Origin of the sequence: Phyllobacterium zundukense, from assembly GCF_002764115.1 — a bacterium.
Lineage (GTDB): Bacteria > Pseudomonadota > Alphaproteobacteria > Rhizobiales > Rhizobiaceae > Phyllobacterium > Phyllobacterium zundukense.
This window is the reverse complement of record NZ_CP017941.1, coordinates 24,764-43,235: the sequence shown is the minus strand read 5'-3', so window position 1 is coordinate 43,235 and position 18,472 is coordinate 24,764. Positions and strand designations below refer to the sequence as shown.

The 18,472-nt window shown below is 57.3% G+C and carries 17 protein-coding genes and 3 pseudogenes; 17 read left to right on the top strand and 3 right to left on the bottom strand.

Translation table 11 applies throughout. The annotated features are described in order from the left end of the window. Positions 1-17: 17 nt before the first annotated feature. Positions 18-734: a carboxypeptidase regulatory-like domain-containing protein gene (locus tag BLM14_RS19970; RefSeq protein WP_237143596.1), complete on the bottom strand. Its 717-nt coding sequence runs from the start codon at positions 732-734 to the stop codon at positions 18-20. 192 nt (positions 735-926) lie between these two features. Between BLM14_RS19970 and BLM14_RS19965 the strand changes: the two genes are divergently transcribed. The 10 genes and pseudogenes from BLM14_RS19965 to BLM14_RS19920 form a co-directional block, all read left to right on the top strand. Next, on the top strand, positions 927-1,544 hold the full coding sequence (locus BLM14_RS19965) for an SCO family protein (RefSeq protein ID WP_100001618.1): 618 nt from the start codon (positions 927-929) through the stop codon (positions 1,542-1,544). A 108-nt stretch (positions 1,545-1,652) separates the two neighbouring features. Beyond that, entirely contained in the window at positions 1,653-2,921 is a 1,269-nt protein-coding gene (gene hemA, locus BLM14_RS19960) for a 5-aminolevulinate synthase (protein ID WP_100001616.1), read from the top strand. 56 nt (positions 2,922-2,977) lie between these two features. Further along, complete coding sequence (gene groL / locus BLM14_RS19955) at positions 2,978-4,624, top strand: chaperonin GroEL (RefSeq protein ID WP_100001614.1); 1,647 nt, start codon at positions 2,978-2,980, stop codon at positions 4,622-4,624. A 115-nt stretch (positions 4,625-4,739) separates the two neighbouring features. Continuing rightward, on the top strand, positions 4,740-5,249 hold the full coding sequence (locus BLM14_RS19950; protein ID WP_100001612.1) for a ferritin-like domain-containing protein: 510 nt from the start codon (positions 4,740-4,742) through the stop codon (positions 5,247-5,249). Positions 5,250-5,316: 67 nt separating this feature from the next. After that, a complete protein-coding gene (locus tag BLM14_RS19945; RefSeq protein ID WP_100001610.1) occupies positions 5,317-5,721 on the top strand; it encodes a YybH family protein in 405 nt (134 codons plus the stop codon). 107 nt (positions 5,722-5,828) lie between these two features. Further along, a pseudogene (locus tag BLM14_RS19940) lies at positions 5,829-6,068 on the top strand (YciI family protein); the annotation flags it as partial. A gap of 187 nt (positions 6,069-6,255) precedes the next feature. Next, the gene (locus BLM14_RS19935; protein ID WP_162293214.1) at positions 6,256-6,582 is read left to right on the top strand and encodes a helix-turn-helix domain-containing protein; all 327 of its coding nucleotides are present in this window, start codon (positions 6,256-6,258) and stop codon (positions 6,580-6,582) included. Then, a complete protein-coding gene (locus BLM14_RS19930) occupies positions 6,557-7,813 on the top strand; it encodes a type II toxin-antitoxin system HipA family toxin (RefSeq protein ID WP_100001607.1) in 1,257 nt (418 codons plus the stop codon). The genes BLM14_RS19935 and BLM14_RS19930 overlap by 26 nt, the downstream gene beginning before the upstream one ends. Before the next feature lie 716 nt (positions 7,814-8,529). Next, positions 8,530-9,282 (top strand): annotated as a pseudogene (locus BLM14_RS19925) (transposase); the annotation flags it as partial. A gap of 196 nt (positions 9,283-9,478) precedes the next feature. Continuing rightward, positions 9,479-10,147: pseudogene (locus tag BLM14_RS19920) on the top strand (Tn3 family transposase); the annotation flags it as partial. 70 nt (positions 10,148-10,217) lie between these two features. Here BLM14_RS19920 and BLM14_RS19915 read toward each other — a convergent pair. Both BLM14_RS19915 and BLM14_RS19910 read right to left on the bottom strand, forming a co-directional pair. Then, positions 10,218-10,526, bottom strand: coding sequence for a VOC family protein (locus tag BLM14_RS19915; protein ID WP_100001605.1), 309 nt, complete (start codon positions 10,524-10,526; stop codon positions 10,218-10,220). Positions 10,527-10,803: 277 nt separating this feature from the next. Then, positions 10,804-11,523, bottom strand: a complete 720-nt coding sequence (locus tag BLM14_RS19910; RefSeq protein ID WP_162293213.1) for a GntR family transcriptional regulator — start codon at positions 11,521-11,523, stop codon at positions 10,804-10,806. A 196-nt stretch (positions 11,524-11,719) separates the two neighbouring features. Here BLM14_RS19910 and BLM14_RS19905 point away from each other — a divergent pair, with 196 nt between their 5' ends. From BLM14_RS19905 to BLM14_RS19875, 7 genes are all read left to right on the top strand, one after another. Beyond that, positions 11,720-12,553: a substrate-binding periplasmic protein gene (locus BLM14_RS19905; protein ID WP_100001601.1), complete on the top strand. Its 834-nt coding sequence runs from the start codon at positions 11,720-11,722 to the stop codon at positions 12,551-12,553. 69 nt (positions 12,554-12,622) lie between these two features. Beyond that, positions 12,623-13,402, top strand: coding sequence for an amino acid ABC transporter ATP-binding protein (locus BLM14_RS19900; protein WP_100002158.1), 780 nt, complete (start codon positions 12,623-12,625; stop codon positions 13,400-13,402). Positions 13,403-13,412: 10 nt separating this feature from the next. Next, positions 13,413-14,081 (top strand): amino acid ABC transporter permease, encoded by a 669-nt coding sequence (locus tag BLM14_RS19895; RefSeq protein WP_100001599.1) that lies wholly within the window; start codon positions 13,413-13,415, stop codon positions 14,079-14,081. Positions 14,082-14,094: 13 nt separating this feature from the next. Continuing rightward, positions 14,095-14,760 carry an amino acid ABC transporter permease gene (locus BLM14_RS19890; RefSeq protein WP_100001597.1) on the top strand — a complete coding sequence of 222 codons (666 nt, stop codon included), beginning with the start codon at positions 14,095-14,097 and terminating at the stop codon, positions 14,758-14,760. Between the two features lie 32 nt (positions 14,761-14,792). Further along, positions 14,793-15,668 (top strand): dihydrodipicolinate synthase family protein, encoded by an 876-nt coding sequence (locus tag BLM14_RS19885; protein ID WP_100001595.1) that lies wholly within the window; start codon positions 14,793-14,795, stop codon positions 15,666-15,668. 5 nt (positions 15,669-15,673) lie between these two features. Continuing rightward, on the top strand, positions 15,674-16,930 hold the full coding sequence (locus BLM14_RS19880; RefSeq protein ID WP_100001593.1) for an NAD(P)/FAD-dependent oxidoreductase: 1,257 nt from the start codon (positions 15,674-15,676) through the stop codon (positions 16,928-16,930). A 66-nt stretch (positions 16,931-16,996) separates the two neighbouring features. Further along, a complete protein-coding gene (locus BLM14_RS19875; protein ID WP_162293212.1) occupies positions 16,997-18,472 on the top strand; it encodes an aldehyde dehydrogenase family protein in 1,476 nt (491 codons plus the stop codon).

Genomic DNA, 18,472 nt, shown 5'->3' with positions numbered 1-18,472 from the left:
GTGGGTCGCCCATTTTCTTATTTTTTCAGTTCAATTGTCAGACTGGTGGGCTGACTTTCCGCTACCGTTACGGGCTGCTCGATGGGTCCGGTCAGGGGGTGGATCGCCACGAGCGTGTAATTGCCGGGCGGTACATCGGGGATACTGAACTTGCCATCGGCGCCGGTGATCGCGTAGTAAGGATTGTCCACCACATAGACCCAGCCTTCCATCCACCCATGCGCGTCGCAGTCGATGCGGACAGCGCCGGCACGATTCAATTCGACGGGTATGCGCTGTCCCTGGTTGGGCAGCGCCAGGTTGAAGGCAGTGCGCTTGCCATAATATCCGTGGGTGTTGTGGAGCATTGGATCGCTGTTGACAACCACCAGCGAACCGGCCGGTATCACCTGAACCTGAGGGTCGAAGCGGCATTTGATGTTGTTAAGCTCAGGCGGCTTGCCGGGCTCTGCCCAGGCCTTTCCCTTGGCCACCTCGACCAAATACACGACTGCACTCTCAACGGCTTGATCGGTGCCGACCCGGATCAGTGGGTCTTCGCGGGGTGCTCCGCACACTTCGACATCCTTGGTGGGGATGATCTTTGTTGTCGGTACATCGCCGCGGTAGACGATCGTACCCTCGATCGTTCCGCCTCCTGTGACCGGACTCACTTCGTAGGCTTGCGCAGGCGCAGACATCGTTGCAGCGAAAACGATCACCGCGAGCCCGCTGATCCAATTGATCGTCTTCATCGACGACACCTCCTCCGAGGGGATCATATTCCGCGTGGAATAAACTTATGGATCATAAGGCGAAATGAGCTATCATGTCTAGGGTGTGAACAACTAAATACGACAAGATCGGCACACCCGGCCGAAGGTTACTTGGATAAACGTCGTGCTCGGGAACGTGAGGCGCATCTCTCGATACACCGGAGGTACCTGATGAAGCGACGGTATGGACTCCTCCGCCCCTGGGCTCATTGTCCCCATGCCCTCTTCTGCCTCATAGTTGCCGCGGCCTTGTCGGTTTTCCAACCGCCGGCGTGGGCTGGCACGGCGCCTGTGACGGTCGGCGGCCCATTCACGCTCACGGCGCCGGACGGAACGACCGTCACCGATGCGACGTATCGCGGCAAATGGCTGCTGGTTTTCTTCGGCTATACTTCTTGTCCCGACATCTGTCCGACGACACTGTACGAAATTGACGCGGCGCTTGAGGAACTTGGCCCCGACGCCGCAAGACTACAACCGATCTTCATCACCGTCGATCCTGAACGCGACACGCCCGAAGTGATGGGCAAATACACCGGGGCGTTCGATCCACGGATCATCGGACTCACCGGCAGCCCGCAGCAGATCGCCGCGGTTGCGCGGGAATATGGCGCCTACAGCGCGCGCCACAAAACGGGAGCCGGCGTTGAAGATTACACCGTCGACCACAGTACTTACATTTACATCATGGATATTCAGGGCAAATTCGTGCGAGGCTTGGATTCCGACACGCCGGCTGGTCGCATTGCCGACACGCTGCGCAAAATCATGGCGCAGTCCGATGAATGAAGGAAGCCATAGCTGGAATTGCACATAGGACAAATTGTGTGAGGTGTAACCAAAGGTCGGCGCGATGGGAGAGTTCGAGATCTGCGGCGACTGGAAATTGGGGGGAGCATGAGCGATAGCCGATGGCACTCCCGGGAGGCCGGCCTCCCGGGTTATGATAGGTTCTTCGCCGACGCCATCGCGCAGCTGCAGGAGGAGCGGCGCTACCGGGTCTTCGCGGACCTCGAGCGGATCGCAGGCCGCTTTCCCTACGCCGTGTGGCACTCCCCGCAAGGACCGAAGGACGTCGTCATCTGGTGCTCCAACGACTATCTTGGGATGGGACAGCACCCGAAAGTCGTCGCGGCCATGGTCGAAGCGGCGACCCGGATGGGGACCGGGGCCGGCGGTACGCGCAACATTGCCGGCACCAATCATCCGCTGGTCGAACTCGAGGGAGAGCTTGCCGATCTCCACGGCAAGGAGGCGGCGCTGGTCTTCACGTCCGGCTATGTTTCGAACCAGACCGGCATCTCGACCATCGCCAGGCTGGTCCCCGATTGTTTGATCCTGTCCGATGCTCTCAACCACAATTCGATGATCGAGGGCATCCGCCAGTCCGGCATGGAGAAATGCATCTTCCGCCACAACGATGCCGATCATCTTGAGGAATTGTTGAAGACGGCGGATCCGGATCGGCCGAAACTCATCGTCTTCGAAAGTCTCTATTCGATGGGCGGCGACATTGCGCCAATCAATCGCATTTGCGATATTGCCGACCGTTACGGCGCCATGACCTATCTCGACGAGGTCCATGCGGTGGGCATGTACGGCCCTCGGGGCGCCGGACTGGCCGCGCGCGACGGCGCCATGAACCGGATTGACGTGATTGAAGGCACGCTCGCCAAGGCCTTCGGCTGCCTCGGCGGCTATATCACAGCAAGCGCTGTGCTGATCGATGCGGTCCGTTCCTATGCTCCGGGTTTCATCTTCACGACCGCATTGCCACCGGCGATCTGCGCCGCCGCCACGGCGGCGATCCGGCATCTGAAAACCTCTGAGGAGGAGCGCAAGCGCCAGCAGGATCGCGCCCGACGAGTTAGGGCGGTGCTGGGCGCGGCGGGCCTGCCGGTCATGCTCAGCGACACCCATATCATTCCGGTGGCGGTCGGCGATCCGACGCAGTGCAAGGCGGCAAGCGACCTTCTGCTGAGCGAGTACGGTATCTATATCCAGCCGATCAATTATCCGACCGTGGCGAAGGGAACCGAGCGGCTGCGCATCACGCCGACACCCTGCCATGAGGACATCATGATCGATCGGCTTGCCGCGGCTCTGGTCGATGTCTGGAATCGGCTCGGGCTGCCACGCGACAATCTCGCTTACGTGGCCGAATGAAGCCGTGTCGTCGCCCCATACGGTTCCTCGAAGATTGAACCTTAAGGATCAAAGAAATGGCTGCCAAGGAAATCAAATTCTCGTTCGATGCTCGCGACAGAATGTTGCGTGGTATCGACACCCTAGCGAGTGCGGTGAGGGTCACACTTGGCCCCAGGGGACGCAACGTCGCAATCGAAAGGTCGTTCGTTACACCGCGGGTCAGCAAGGATGGCGTGACCGTCGCCAAAGAAATCGAACTCGACAACAGATACGAGAATATGGGCGCCCAACTGGTGCGCGAGATCGCCTCCAAGACCTCTTATCAGGCTGGCGACGGCACGACGACCGCGATCGTGCTCGCTCATGCGATCGTCAGGGAGGGTGCCAAGGCGGTGGCCGCCGGCATGAATCCCATGGACTTGAAGCGCGGCATCGATCTTGCGGTCGAAGCCGTCGTCGCGGAGCTCAAGAAGAACGCCAGGAAAGTCATCTCGAACGTCGAGATTGCACAAGTCGGCACCATCTCGGCTAACGGCGACACTGAGATCGGCCGCCACCTTGCCGAAGCCATGAAGAGGGTCGGCAGCGACGGCGTGATCACCGTCGAGGACGGGACGTCGCTCGAGACCGAACTCGAGGTCGTCGAGGGCATGCAGTTCGACCGCGGCTACATTTCCCCTTACTTCATTACCAACCGCGCCAAGATGCGGGTCGACATGCAGGATGCCTATATTCTCATCAGCGAGAAGAAATTGTCCAGCCTGAACGAAATACTGCCGCTGCTCGATAAGGTGGTTCAGGCCGCCAAGCCACTGCTCATCATTGCCGAGGATGTCGAGGGCGAGGTGATGGCGGCGCTGGTGGTCAACAAGTTGCGCGGCAGTCTCAAGGTTGCCGCCGTGAAGGCACCGGCCTACGGAGACAGCCGCAAGGCGATGCTGCAGGACATGGCGCTGATGACGGGCGGAACGGTGATCTCCGAGGATCTCGGCCTCAAGCTCGAGAACGTTTCCCTCGATGCGCTCGGGCGCACCAAGAAGGTGATGATCGACAAGGGAAACACCACGATCGTCGGCGGCGCCGGCAAGAAGGCAAGCATCGAGGCCCGCATCGCCGAGATTAAGCTCCAACTTGCGGAAACCACCTCCGATTACGACCGCGAGAAGCTCCAGGAGCGGCTGGCGAGGCTCGCTGGCGGCGTCGCCGTGATCCGCGTCGGCGGCGCCACCGAAGTCGAGGTCAGGGAGAAGAAGGATCGCATCGATGACGCGATGAATGCGACCAGAGCCGCGGTCGAGGAGGGCATTCTCCCGGGCGGTGGGGTCGCCTTGTTGCGCGCCGGCAAGGCGCTCAAGAAGCTCGAGGGCGGCAACTCTGACCAGAACGCCGGCATCGCGATCGTCAGGAAGGCAATCACCTGGCCGGCCCGGCAGATCGCGAACAATGCCGGCGTTGAAGGCTCGGTCGTCATCGCCAACATCCTCGAAAACGACAACATGGCCTATGGCTACGATGCCCAATCTGGCGAGTACGGGGATCTGGTGTCGAAGGGCATCATCGACCCGGCCAAGGTGGTGCGTACGACGCTCCAGGGCGCGGCCTCGGTGGCGGGCCTCCTCATCATGACGGAAGCCATGGTGGCGGAACTGCCGGGCCCACCGCCGCCAACGCTTCCTGGTCACGATCACGATCACGATCATCATCACGACATGGATTTCTGAGCGTCTTGCGGCGGCGGAATAGCAGAAGTGTCCGGGTTGGATCGCCGCGCCAAGCCCGCTGGAACAATTGATCAGACACAGGGTTTCATCATCGACGTTACCGAAGGAGGAACCAATGACCGCCGCCGACAATACTTTGAACGACTGGTTGCGTGACGCACACGCAATGGAGCAGCAAGCCTTGACAATGTTGAAGGCGCAGCAAAGCCGGCTCGAAAACTATCCGGAGGTGCGCAAAAGAATCACCGAACATATCGGGGAAACCGAACGCCAAGCTGAACTCATCCGAGGCTGCCTGAAGACCCGGGGCGAGGACATCAGTGCGGTGAAAGATACTGGGGGTCGCTTGATGGCACTGGCTCAGGCGCTGGGCGGAATCTTTTTGAGCGACGAAGTCGTCAAAGGCTCGCTTGTCAGTTACGCGTTTGAACACTTCGAAGCCGCCAGCTATCGCATGCTGATAGCAGCATCAAAGCATGTCGGTGATCAAAACACGCAACGTGTCTGTGAAGGGATCTTGGCGGAAGAGGAAGCGATGGCGCAGTGGCTTGCTGAACACGCCGACAGTGTCGTCGATACGTACCTCACGCGAGAGGCTCAGGGTTCTGCCGCTGCCAAGAGATGATGCTGGAAGCACGATTGGCCGATGATCGAAACGGGCGAGCCCCGGACCATGCAAAGTGAGGTGGACCATGATCGATGACTTCAGGACGTTCATTGAAAGGCGCAAGATCATTGCGCAGGCCTATGTCAACGGAGATGCCGAACCGCTGGCGAAAATCGCTATCAAAAATTCTGCCGCGACCTTTTTCGGTCCAATGGGCGGTGTAGTCGAAGGCGCGGCCGAAGTTATGTCGCGGTATGAAAGCGACGCCCGCTCTTTCGATACTGGCAGCGGGAGTGACCTGGAGATTGTGCACATGTCCGCTAAGGGCGAAATCGGTTACTGGGCGGGCTTTCAGAATGCCAAAGCGCGGCTGAAGGGAAGGACCGAGACAATCCCGATGCGTTTGAGAGTTACAGAAATTTTCCGCAAGGAGGAGGGTGAGTGGCGCTTGATCCACAGACACGCTGATCCTCTTTCAAAGGAGAAGTAAAGCTCTCTCTGTCCGCACCGCCAAGCCGAATTTGGCGATTGTGATATTCAAAAACCTGCTGGAGGGCGATGCATCGGTGGTGCTGTCCTCCCGGCCGGTGACCACGCAAGGGCTTTTTCCCAACGGCCGAGACGAACGAGATGATGGAGGCGATGGGCAGATTTAATGACGAGCTTCGCGATGCCGGCATCTTGCTCGCCGCCGACGGCCTCAAGCCCTCCTCGGCGGGCAAGCGTATTGCGTTCGATGGTCCCGGCCGTACGGTCATTGACGGGCCTTTCGCCGAGACCCGCGAGCTGGTCGCCGGCTTCTGGCTCTGGGAAGTCAAGGACATGGCCCAGACGATACGCGCGTACGGCACCATGTTACGGCTGGTATCGATCCATGTGCATCAGAAGGGGCTGAAATGATCTTCTTACGTATCATATCATCACAAAATGATACTCAAACAGATCAATAAAGGGTTGACATTTGCGCTGGATGAGATACCTTTGCGTATCATTGCATATGGTAGTGAATCGTATAGGTATCACGATGAAGTCTGAATCCGGAACGCTGCACGAAATCGGTGAACGCCTCAGGTATGCGAGGCTCGCTGCTGCCATGACTCAGGAGCAGGTCGCTGATTTGGCAGGCATATCCCGTCCCCGCTATCGCGACATCGAAAAGGGAACCGCAGCCGCGCGGGCGACGACGCTCATGAATGTCGCTCGCGCGCTCGGTCTGGAAATGATGCTGGTTCCGCAAGCCATGGTGCCGGCTGTCCAGGCTCTATTGCGTCCGCATGATGACGACGACCTGCCCGCCTTTGTTTCTCAACCTGACGATGACGATCATGGCTCCAGTCTTCCACGCACTTAGCACGATCCCATCGCTGGACGTCCTTCTGAACACGCTGAAGATCGGAACGATCGTCAGGACACCAGGCGATTTCAATGCGTTCAGCTTCGATGGGACCTACCGTGCGACAGGCGGTTTCCCGGTTCTCAGCCTGTCGTTCCGGGCAGCGGCAGGAGGATTGCGGAAAGATCCGAAGCCTTCTGCCGGCGCCTTGCCGGCATTCTTCGCGAACCTCCTGCCGGAGGAGAAGTTGCGCGAGGCGATGGAAAAGCATCACGAAGGCAATGTACGGCCGGGCAATGATTTCGATCTGCTGGCGGTGCTCGGCGCCGATCTGCCGGGGGCAGTGCGGGTATTGCCCAGTGACGGAGCGATAGCGGTTCCGCAGGATGCTTCAAAGGACAAGCCCAAGGCTCGGTTTTCACTTGCTGGCGTGCAGATGAAGCTGTCGGTCATGAAGAACACTGGAAAAGGCGGCGGCCTGACCTTGCCGATGGACGACGAGCAGGGCCGGTACATCGCCAAGTTTCCTTCCACGGAGTTTCCGGGCGTTTCCGAGAACGAATTTGCTAACCTCGCGCTGGCCGCAGCGATCGGCATGGAGGTTCCTGAACGCGAACTGGTCGAGAAGTCCGATTTCGACGGCATTCCCGAGGAATTCGACACGTTGTCGGAGGGCAAGGTGCTTCTCGTCAAACGCTTCGATCGCGGCGCTGAGGGCGATAGGATTCACATCGAGGATTTCGCGCAGGTCTTCGGCGTCTATCCCTCGCGCAAATATGAGGGCGCCGCTTATCACGACATTGCCTCGGCGCTTGGCGTGGCCGTGTCGCCTACGGCGGCACTCGAATTCGTCCGCCGCCTGGCGTTGACCGTCATCACCGGCAATGGCGACATGCACCTGAAAAACTGGTCGTTGATCTATCCCGGAAATGGCGACAAGCCGGCGCTAGCACCAATCTACGACGTCCTGTCGACCGTGCCATATATTCCCGCCGACGCCATGGCACTTTCCCTTGGAGGGGAGCGTTCGTTCAAGGCGCTGACGGCGGCACGATGGAAGGCATTTGCGAACCGTGCAAGGCTTCCGGAGCCGGCCGTCCTGAAGGTAGTGGTCGAGACAGTCGAACTCGTCAACGAGCACTGGTGGCATCTGCCTGAGCGCGACGTTGTTCCGGCGAAAGTGCTCGATCGGATCGATGAGCATGTGAAAGCGATGACACCGATACTGAACTCCTGCGCCGAAAAGTGAGCCAAACTCCCATGGCTTGGTGAGAGGGGTAATGACGACTGGCGGCCCCGGCTCGGCGGCCGGAGATTCGCGAGTAGAGTGTCAATCCCTACTTGTGGGCGGGCGACTTGTGGCTGATAACATTGGACGAAGATCCGAGGACACTAACTCATCCGTGCCTAGCCTTGGCGCGGGGGGACTGCTACATGGGGTGACGGTACTTTTCATCGCCAACGCCAAGGCGAAGGCTCGCAGGAAAATTCTGTCCAGAGAGTCGATTGACCCCGATAGTTGCTGAAACCACAGAAAAATTTTTGTGCCGATTTTCCATTTAAAATCAAAAGCTTAAATTTTTGACGGCCTCTGCGTCGGAGTTTGCTCGCTGCCAGAATAAATTTGCCAGCGATTTCAATGCGTTATATGTTATTTAAATAATCGAGTGGGAGTAACAGGGGATAGTTTCGGATAGCGTAGGATGCTGTGGCGTAGGTTTTTCCTATCGATAGCACGGAATAGTAGTCGGGCTACTGCGAACGCTTCGCTAGCACCTTGATCGTCGGTGCGCATAAAGGCCGGATCGTCGGTCGTGATCATTGCTCTCGATGGTGAGATTGGGGACTTTGCGGTCGGGCAGCTTTCAAACCGCGAATGTCGATACGGTTAATGACAGGCAACTCACCACGTTGCAACTCCTAGCGAAGCTAAATGTGGAAAGTCAGACGTCGAAGGCAAGCACCATGGCGCTGGAGAAGACCGAGCTGTCTCCACGCGAGCTGGCCGTATGTTTTACCGACACGGAAAAGTATTTTGTCTCAGAGGCTTCGGTCTACCGGCTGCTCAAGGCCCATGATCTGATCACCTCGCCAGCCTTTATCGTCATCAAGGCTGGCGAGGAGTTCACGGACAAGACCACCGCGCCCAACCAGCTCTGGCAAACCGACTTCACCTATCTGAAGGTCACTGGCTGGGGCTGGTTTTATCTGTCGACCGTGCTGGACGACTTCTCGCGATATATCATTGCCTGGAAGCTGTGCACCACGATGAAAGTCGGGGATGTCACCGAAACGCTCGACCTTGCCCTAACAGCATCCGGCTGCGACAGTGCGAGGGTCGAGCACAAGCCGAGGCTGCTTTCAGACAATGGTCCGTGTTACGTCGCTGGAGAACTGGGCGAATGGCTGGAAAAGCGGTCTATCAAACAGGTTCACGGCGCTCCGGGACACCCACAGACCCAAGGCAAGATCGAGCGGCACCAAACATTGAAGAACCGCATCCTTCTGGAAAACTACTTCTTCTCGGAAGACCTCGAAGCTCAGAGCGCCGCATTCGTTGATCACTACAACCACCACCGATATCATGAGAGCATCAGCAATCTCACCCCTGCTGATGTCTACTTCGGCCGTGGCCACACCATCCTGCTACAGCGAGAAAGGATCAAACGCGACACAATCAAACAGCGGCGCTTGCAACACAGACGGCAAGCCGCTTAAATCCACAACCAGGCGAGCCAGAAACTCCAATCTTCCCAAAGCCATCTGGTCTCAAATCATTTGATCACGGACAGTCCTTTGCTGAAAGTGCCCCATTGGTCCGACTTGATAGGTATTCCGTCCGACGAAGAAGGGTTGATCCGGCATTTTACACTAAGCGGCGAGGATATTGATCGTGTGCTTGCCAGACGAGGCGAAAATAGCTCCACGGCTGCGCAATCTGAAATCCAGGAGCTTCCATACCATCGACAGGGGGGACAATTATCCTCTCCTCAAAAAGCACATCGGCCCGTCCATCAATACCGCACTCATCCGGGAATGTTGGGATGAGATCCTGCGGCTTGGCGTTTCTATGAATGAGCGTGTCGTCGCTCCATCCACGATTTTGAAGAAACTGGCCGCATCAAAAAGACCAAGTCAGCTTGCACGTGCTCTGCGTGAAATCGGTCGTATTGAGCGCACTCTTTTCATGATCGAGTGGTATTCCGATCCGGTGCTACGCCGTCGTTGCCAAGCTGGCCTCAATAAAGGTGAAGCCGCCCACAAGCTTAAACGCGCCGTCTACTTTCATGAGCGTGGTGAGATTCGCGATCGTTCACTCGACAGCCAATCATTTCGTGCTTCCGGTCTCAATCTCGTCGTCAGCGCCATTATTCATTGGAATACAGTCTACCTTGCCAAAGCCGCCGTTCATCTCAAGGCTCAGGGCCGCGACATACCAGACAACCTTCTTCGCCATGTGTCGCCGTTGACTTGGTAGCATATTAATCTGACAGGCATCTATTCATGGACAGGCGATACCCCGGAACCCGGCGATTTGCGGCCATTGCGTGAAACAGACACGTTACTTCATCGAGCAGCATGAGCCGACGTTCGTACCTGTTCACGGTTCGTCCAAAGTCCCGTACGATTTCGCGGTGTTCTCGTCATGGCCCCTAGTAGTTCGCGTGGTAGTGCGGGCGCAGACCAGGCGCACCATTATCTTTGCCACCCGCCTCCAGAGCCGCGCGATAGAAGGCTTCGACTTGCTGGCGATTCTCGGCCGTGAACGCCAAGTGAAGATGCGCCGGCTTCTCCTCGGTTTGGTACAGGCACAATGAAGCCTTGCCCTTTGGACTAAGCTCGACGCCGTATGTCGGCGGCCCCTCCGATACAACAGCTACGCCGAGTGGTTCGAGTGCCGTGAGGAAGAACGCTTTGCTCGCTTCATAGTCGCTGACTCCGAATTTGACGTGGTCGAACATGAGTTCTCCTGAAATTTGTGGGCCTGCCTGACGCAGAGGCAATCTTAGCGTGCCTGTGCTGCGCATTTTGCAAACTCTGCCTGCGCTGCAAAGCGGTCCTTCGCGGCTGGTTTTGCGTCTCAGCCACTGATGGCAAGGAACAGGGGTGGGAGTCCAGAGAGCAGCGCCCCTTTGTGTAAGCCCGCAGGGCACGAGCTGAGAGTGCCGCGATAGACGATGTGGCGCGCGCAACGTCTGAAGCGCCGAATCCCACATTGAGCAGGACTCGCCAAGTGACCTACTCGGCTGCCTGTGTCAGCCCCAATTCGACATCGGTTGTATAGTTCTCGCGCATGAAGTCGATAAAATTGTCGCGGAACTGGCGTGTATGTGCATGAGCCAATTCATCCGCACGCTGGACATCCTTCGCCCTGATCGCTTCAAGCATGAGTTGATGCTCATCCGTCAAAAGGTACCCGTCATGGGTGCGTTCGAGATACTCGAAATGCAGATGGAGCATTCTTTGGCCCTGATTGAGCAGGCGTTCATAAAAGCTTGCAAGATAGGGATTTCTGCCAGCTGCGGCGATTGCCATGTGAAACTGCTTGTTGGCTTCCGACATGACGAGGTGATTGCCGGATTTCACCGCTGCCTCAAATTCTTTCTGGCGGCGAGCGATGATTTTCAGATCAGCATCGGTCCGAAGTTCTGCCGCCAGTCGCGTGTTCATGCGCTGGGCTATATCCAGTGCTTCAACATATTTCGGGAAGATGGCGACCTCTATTGGCGCAACGATTGTGCTTCTATTGGCAAGCGTTACGACCAGGTCGTCTCCGGAGAGGCGTATCAGGGCTTCGCGGACGGGCGAGCGTGACAGATCAAATCTTTCTGCGAGCGTGGTCTCGTCCAATAGTTGACCCGGTTGCAGCACGAGAGACAGGATCTCGTTGCGCAGCGTTTCATAGACGCTCTTCCAGCTGGCACCCTTGGTGCGCCTCACTTCATGCTCGTCTGTCACGCTCAATTCTCCAGTCAATCCAGTGAATTTAGTCATACGCTCTGCGTCGTGCGTTGTCGACACATGATTTTTTTACTTGACATTGTCGACACAAAGACGACATTAGATAGCGTCGACACACAGTCGACATAAATTAGAAAGATCGGCCAAAGCCGACAGGTGGAACCGCGCTTAGCGCTAAACAAAAGGATGTTCGATGTTCTCGAGATTGTTTTCGTCCGCACTGCGGACTGTACCCGTATTGGCGGTAGTGGCAGGACTTTCGACCTCGGCTGCCCAGGCGCAGACGCCCGAAGGTTATTGGCAAGGCGTGCAAAAAGCTGGGGTATTGCGTTGCGGTGCCGCAGTCGCTCCGCCTTACGTTATGCGTGACCCGGCTACTGGCGAATATACGGGGTTCTTCGCCGATCTTTGCCGCGGCTTTGCTGAGTCGCTCAAAGTAAAGCCGGAGTTTGTGGACACGACCTGGGATAATATTGTCGCCGGACTTCAGGCAGGGAAGTGGGACGTTTCGCTCGCGCTTAACCGCACTCCGGCCCGTGCCATGGCAGTGAACTTCTCCATCCCGGCGATGGAGTACCAAATTTCACTGGCCTACAATAAGGAAAACCCCAAGATTCCAGCGGGTGCAACATCGGTAGCCGATATCGACAAAGAGGGCGTCACGCTTGCCGTGATGTCGGGCACCGCTCAGGACAAGGCAATATCCGCTGCCGTCAAGACTGCACAAATTCTCCGCTTGCCAGGTAATGACGAGACCCGCCTTGCCGTAACGTCAAGGCGCGCTGACATCCTGGTCGACGCCTCCGATACCAACCAACTGTTCACGCAGTCGAATCCGGAATGGGCTGTCGCACTCAATCCGACGCCAGCGCTTGCGAAACAGGGTGTGGCGTTCGGTTTGCCTCACCAGCTTTCGTTCTCCGACGTCGAAGTTGTAAACATTTTCCTCGAAGAGAAGGTGGCCACGGGTGAAGTGGACAACATGATCAAGAAAGCTGTCGACGAAGTCCTCAAAGGTTCGAAATAAGGCCTTGTGCGGGCCGATGCAGATCGTGGCGGCCCGCATTTCCTTTCCGACGTTGCAAGGAACCTCGCCATGACGCTTCCGATGATGACACCGCTGGTAAAAGTCGACGGCCTGCACAAGAGCTACGGCCCGCTTATTCCGGTGCTTAAAGGCCTCGATATCGAAATGAAACCCGGCGAACGGCTCGTGGTCATCGGCCCCAGCGGTGGCGGGAAAAGTACTTTGCTGCGAGTGATGATGGGGCTCGAAAAAATCGACAGTGGCTCGATCACCTTTGGCGGAAAACCCTATATTTCGTCAGACGGCTACGATCGGAAGACGCTGATCGATAACAGTGTGCGCCGATCCATCGGCATGGTCTTCCAGCACTACACGCTTTTCCCGCATCTCAACGTCGTGCAGAATCTTATCCTCGCACCGTGCAAAGTGCGGGGCGACAAGAAGGCCGATGCCATCGAGCGTGCCCAATCGTTACTCAAACGGTTCGGCCTGGATGCGAAGGCCAATGCTTATCCCGCACAGCTTTCTGGCGGGCAAAAACAGCGCGTTGCAATCGCACGAGCGCTGATGCTGGATCCGAAACTCATGCTTTTCGACGAAGTGACGTCCGCGCTCGATCCAGAACTCGTAGGCGAAGTTGAACAGGTAATTCTTCAGCTCGCCAAACAGGACATGCCGATGATGATCGTTACACACGACATGTGGTTTGCGAAGAATATCGCGTCACGGGTGATCTTTTGCGCTGGCGGCCTTGTGGTTGAGGACGGTCCACCTGAGCAGGTTTTGGGCTCACCCAAGGAAGAGAGAACGAAGGACTTCATCGACCGTGTGTTCCACATACGCCAATGAGGAGGTCGGCATGAACTATTCTTTCGACTTCGCGTCCGTTACCAACAATCTTGGCCCGCTGCTCAAGGGCCTCGTTGTTACGCTCCAGCTGACGGCAGCAGCGAATCTGATGGGGCTGACACTCGGATTTATCTTAGCGCTTTTGATCATGAGCCGCTGGTCGGTCATACGGCTTCCGGCGATGCTGTTCGTCGAGTTTTTTCGCTGCACGCCGGCGATCGTTCAAATTGTCTGGTTTTTCTACTGCGTGCCGATGCTCTTTAATGTGTTCCTCGGTTCGATGACGATGGGGATACTTGCCCTCGGATTCAACCTGACAGCATTCAACGCTGAAGCGTATCGCGCGGCCATTCAGAATGTTCCCCGCGAGCAACTGGATGCGGGTATCGCCCTCGGCCTCAATCCGCTCCAGCGGATCCTTTATATCATTCTGCCGACGGCCTTCCGCGCATCAATTCCTGTTCTGCTGACCAACGGTATTGTCATCTTTCAGCAAAGCGCGCTCGTCGCAATCGTTGCCGTCCAGGATCTGATGTATCAGGGCAAGACACTCGCAACCGAAACCTATCGGCCGATCGAGACATTCACGATCATCGCGCTGATCTATTTCGCGGTTTCATTTCCTGTCACGCAAATCGTCGGTTATCTCGAACGCCGCCGTCAGCTTCTGACGAGCTGAAGGGAAAACAGCTATGGAACTCGACTTCAGCATTCTCTTTCGCTTCAAGGACGCACTTCTGCTCGGCCTCTGGATGACCGTCAAACTGACCCTAATCTGCATTGTGCTTGGGTGTACCCTGGGGTTTTTGGTCGGGCTCGCCCGAACGTCAAAGAGCATATTTCTGAGGGGTATCTCCAGCGTTTATGTGGAGTTCTTCAGGGGCACTCCGGTTCTGATCCAGCTGTTCTGGATATTCTTTTGCCTTCCGCTGCTGCTGGGATTTGAACTTTCGAATCTGGCGTCCGGCATCATTGCGCTGACCCTCTACATGGGCGCAATTGCGAGTGAGACGTTTCGGGCATCGCTCAAATCCGTCGGTCCGGAACAGCTCGACGCGTGTGTCGCTTTAGGCCTTCCACGCTGGACGCAGGTGACAAGTGTCGTTCTGCCTCAGGCCATCCTGAGAGCTGTGCCGACCCTGCTTTCCAACTGCGTAAGCCTCTTCAAAGAAAGCGCGCTGGTTTCTGCGGTCGGCATGGCCGATCTGATGTTCGTTGGCCAGAACATCTCAAACAACACCGCACGGCCCGTCGAAGTACTGACAGTCGTCGCGCTGATGTATTTCGCCATAGCCTTTCCGCTCACACGCGCGGTCACGCTCATCGAGCGACGTATCCTCACCAAGCTCGCGGTCTGACACGATCTATTACATAAAAAAGGAGATACCCCATGAAACTCACAGGCGTTATGCCGGCTCTCGTCACGCCGTTCGACAGCAACGGAAAGATAGATTTCAATTCGTTTGAAAGGTTGCTCAGCAAATTGCGGGATGATGGGGTCAAGGGCTGGGTTCCATGTGGTTCGACCGGCGAATACAATGCTATGACCTCTAATGAGCGTGTATCCGTCCTGAAGTTCGTAGCGGAATTTGCCAACAAGGATGAACTGCTCATCGCCGGCACCAATGCCGGATCGACGTGGGAGGTAATTGAGCACACCAAGCGCGCGCGGGACGTTGGTTACGACACCGTTCTATTGTCAGCGCCTTTTTACGCCACTCCCGCGCCAAACGAACTCATCGCACACTATCAGTCTGTTCTCGACGCAGTCGATGTTGATATCATCCTTTACAACTATCCCCCCAAGGTCGGCGTTGAAGTGGGCCTCGACGTACTCGATGCGTTTGTGGACAATCCACGGGTGATCGGCATCAAGGAATCGAGCGGCAACCTGCTGCGCGCGATCGACATCCGTTCTCGCTACGGTGATCGTTACCAGGTCACCAACGGCTCCGACGACCAGACACTCGACTTCTACCTCTGGGGCGCGACGTCGTGGATCTGCGGTCCGGCAAACTGCATGGCCAGGGCCTGTGTCGATCTCGTCAATACGATCGAGGCTGGCGACTGGCTGGCGGCACGTGACAAAATGCAGGTGATCTATGATGCGATGTCGAGCCTCGAGAGTGGAAAGTTTGTGCAGAAGGTCAAGTACGGCTGTGAACTCGCTGGTACGCCGGTCGGGTTCGGCCGCCAGCCGCTGCTCGAATTGAGCGCCGACGAGAAAGCCGCCTTCAGACAAGCAATGGAGCCGGTTCTCGGTTAACCATCATGTCGGACAGAGGGCATTCGAACAAAATTGCAGTGGTGGGCGCGGGTATTATCGGCGTCGCCATTGCATTTGAACTGCAACGACGCGGCAAGCCAGTCGTCCTTATCGACCGCGATGAGCCGGGGCGTGGAGCGTCTTTCGGTAACATGGCAAGCATTGCCGTAACCGAGTTCATGCCCGCATCGCGTCCTTCTGTCTGGGCGCAAATGCCGAAATGGTTGCTCGACCCGCAAGGACCTGTGCGGGTCAGGCCAGGCTATCTGCCCAAACTTACGCCCTGGTTTCTTCGCTTCCTTGAGGCCAGCCGCCCTTCGCGCGTGAGGGAACTTGAAGCGGCGGGAGCTGTCCTTTGCCATCGCGTTTACGAAGACCTGCTGCCACTACTTGATGCGGCTGGCCTTTCAAGCGCGCTGAGCCAGGAAGGCTGCCTCAGTCTCTACACCGACGAGAGAGAGTTCAACGCCGATCGCGAACATATCGAAGTGCTGAAACGCTTCGGATTTGCTCATGAGTTTTTGGGTGGCAACGCAATTCGTGAGCTTGAACCGGCTATCTCGACAAAGATTGGCCGGGCGGTTCTGTTCCCGCAGAACCGTTCGGTGCGGGACCCATTTCGTCTCGTCACGTCATTGTTCGATCGGTACCGCGCGCTTGGCGGCCAGTTCGAGAGCGGGGAGGTCGTCGGATTCGAAAAGGTTGACGGAACCTTGTCCGCGTTGAGGTTCAATGACGGACGGCAAGTCGCTGTCGCCGAGGCCGTATTGTGTGCAGGTGCTTATACCGGCCGGCTCTCCGAACGGTTAGGGGAGCGGATACCGCTTGAAACAGAGCGGGGCTATCATACCCAGATTATGGCTCCTGGTATTTCCATGCGCCACTCCATCATTTGGCCGGCCCGCGCGTTCATGGTGACGCCGACGGCAGGTGGCATAAGAGTCGGCGGGACGGTGGAAATCGCTGGACTGGATGCACTCCCTGATTACCGGCGTGCCCGGGTGCTGGTCAGTCGAGCCAAAGAAGCGCTTCCCGATCTCCAGGTAAAAGAGACCAGTGAATGGATGGGTCACCGACCGGCGCTGCCGGACACGGTTCCGATCATAAGTCCATCCGCGAAGACGCGCGGTGTCTTCTATGCCACCGGGCATGGACATCTTGGCCTGACTTACGCTGCCACGACCTCACGGCTGATTGCAGACCTGGTAACACAACGTACGCCGCCCATTGATCTTGTGCCCTACCGGGTCGATCGGTTTTAACAGGAAGCGCAACGATTGTTTCATCTGCCGGGCACAAGCCCCCACCTCTGAGTACTGGAGATAGCAATGCAAAGTGAGCTGTATATAGATGGCCAATGGGTGAAGCCTGTGAAAGGCGGCAGTTTCGAGGTCATCAATCCCGCGACCGAGGAGGTCATTCACCGCGCCCCGGCCGGGACAGCCGAAGACGTCGACATCGCAGTCAAGGCAGCCCGTAGGGCCTTCGATATCGATGGTTGGCCCCAGAAAACCGGCAGCCAGCGTGCCGTCCATCTTCGTGCTATCGCTGAAGGCATTCGAACGCGCCAACAGGAACTCGCACGTCTCGAAGTACTCGACAACGGCAAGCCATTTCCGGAAGCCGACTGGGACGTCGCAGACGCAGCTGGTTGCTTCGACTTTTACGCAGGCCTCGCAGAGCAGCTCGACGACAATCCGGAAGAGCCGATCGCCCTGTCCGATTCCCGATTCACCTCCAAAGCGGTCAAGGAACCGATCGGCGTCGCCGGTGCAATTATACCCTGGAACTATCCGCTGTTGATGGCAGCCTGGAAGGTGGCTCCGGCACTTGCTGCGGGCTGCACCATCGTGCTCAAACCAGCGGAACTTACGTCACTGACAGCGCTCGAACTCGGTGCCATCGCCGAGGAGGCAAAGTTGCCGCCGGGCGTACTCAACATCGTCACCGGCTCCGGTTCTGTTGCCGGTCAGGCGATCATCGATCATAAGGGCGTCGACAAGCTCGCATTCACCGGTTCGGGCCCTGTCGGTTCCAAGATCATGGCGACGGCTTCTAGAGACATAAAGCGCATCAGCCTTGAGCTTGGTGGCAAGTCTCCTTTCGTGGTCTTCGAAGATGCCGACATCGAGCAGGCGGTCGAATGGATCATGTTCGGTATTTTCTGGAACCAGGGTCAGGTCTGCTCTGCGACGTCGAGGGTTCTCGTCCAGGAGGGGATCTACGATCGCCTTCTTCATCGCTTGATCGAAGAGACAAAACGCATCACCATCGGCAACGGACTTGACGAGGGAATCCTTCTTGGCCCACTGGTCTCCAAGCGCCAGTACGAGCAGGTCATAGCAGCGATCGAAGCGGCGAAGGTGGCAGGTGCGACCGTTGCCTGCGGAGGGCGACGTCCTGAGGGTTTCGAGAAGGGCTACTATCTCGAGCCGACCGTGTTGACCGGCGCGCCCCTCGACAGCGAGGCCTGGCGCGAGGAGATCTTCGGCCCGGTTGTCTGCATCCAACCCTTCTCCGACGAGAACGAGGCTATCGAGCTTGCGAACGATTCTCGCTTCGGTCTTGCCGCTGCGGTTATGTCGAAGGACGAGGTCAGAGCCGAACGCGTCGCCGCAGCGTTCCGCGCCGGGATTGTTTGGATTAACTGCTCGCAGCCCACCTTCACCGAGGCACCATGGGGCGGTTACAAGCAATCGGGCATCGGTCGCGAGCTCGGACGGTGGGGCCTCGACAACTATCTTGAGACCAAACAGATCACCCGGTTCACGAGCGACGAGCCTTGGGGATGGTACATCAAATAG